Genomic DNA, 1031 nt, shown 5'->3' on the forward strand with positions numbered 1-1031 from the left:
TTCGGAGGCGTCGTGCTGCATGCCGGACAGGGCGCGGCGGATCTCGGCGAGCGACTCGTGGTCGTAATGGCCGCCGCGGCCGCGCTCCATCAGGCGACGGGCCTCGCTCAGCCGGGTGGAGGCCTGGTCGAGGTAGACGCGCCCGCGTTCGTCCTCGCCGTCGGCCAGAACGTTGAGCTTGAAGTCCTCGATGCCGCGCTTGAGGCCGTAGAGGGAGTCGCCGGGCAGGGCGTCGCCGCTGGCGGCGGCCACCCCACCGAAGGCTCCGGCGGCCACGCCGACGCTGAGGCCGCCCGCGGTGAGTCCCTTGGCGAGGCGTGAGCGCGGGCGGAGCCTGCTCATCGGGGTCGCCCGGTGGGCCCCGCGCGCCCGCTCGGACCGCTGTCCGGGCAGGGTGGGGCCGGCCTCGCCCGCCGCGGTGCCCTCTTGCAGCATGGCCTCCATCGCGGCCACGAGCTGGGCTCGCTGCACGACCTTGACCTCGGGGTCGAGCACGGGCTTGGGCAGCTCGCCGAGACCCGTGGCCAGGGCCAACAGGCTCCCGTGCTCGGTCTGTTCCGCAGCAGCCGGTGCCGGTCCCCCGGGCTGCTCGGCCTGCTCGGCCGCCGTGCCCCGGTCGGTCGACTCCTCCAGGGCCTGGGCGAAGGCGCTCGCCCGCCGGTGCGCCGATACGTTCGCGATCACTGGCGGCACCTCCTCTCGTCATGACGGTCGACTCCCCAGGGGGTCCTGAGGGTTGCACCCCCTGATCGATTCCACACGATCGGGTGATCGAAGTGGATCAGGGAGTGACCACAGGGAGCCTGCATCCCGCACAACGAGTGGCGCGGCACTTGGGTTACGGACGGAGAATGAACGGGCCGCGAAGTCAACGGACTTTCACCGTGGGTGAGTTGGGGATTGCGGAGAGTGTCGGTGCGGTAGGGGGGTGTGGTCAGCGCGCGTCGTCCGGGAGGAGCCGGGCGAGGGTGCGGACGGCCCGGTACTGGAGGGTCTTGATGGCACCCTCGTTCTTGCCCATGACACGGGCG

At 72.0% G+C, this 1031-nt stretch carries 1 protein-coding gene and 1 pseudogene; both read right to left on the minus strand.

Annotation, left to right across the window (positions count from 1 at the left end; all coding sequences use genetic code 11):
• Positions 1 to 684: DUF5667 domain-containing protein (locus ACFY5C_RS42050; protein ID WP_389455388.1), on the minus strand; the 684-nt coding region annotated here is incomplete at its 3' end.
• A gap of 250 nt (positions 685 to 934) precedes the next feature.
• Positions 935 to 1031: pseudogene (locus ACFY5C_RS42055) on the minus strand (RNA polymerase subunit sigma-24); the annotation flags it as partial.

It is taken from the genome of Streptomyces sp. NPDC012935 (assembly GCF_042900345.1).
GTDB lineage: Bacteria > Actinomycetota > Actinomycetes > Streptomycetales > Streptomycetaceae > Streptomyces.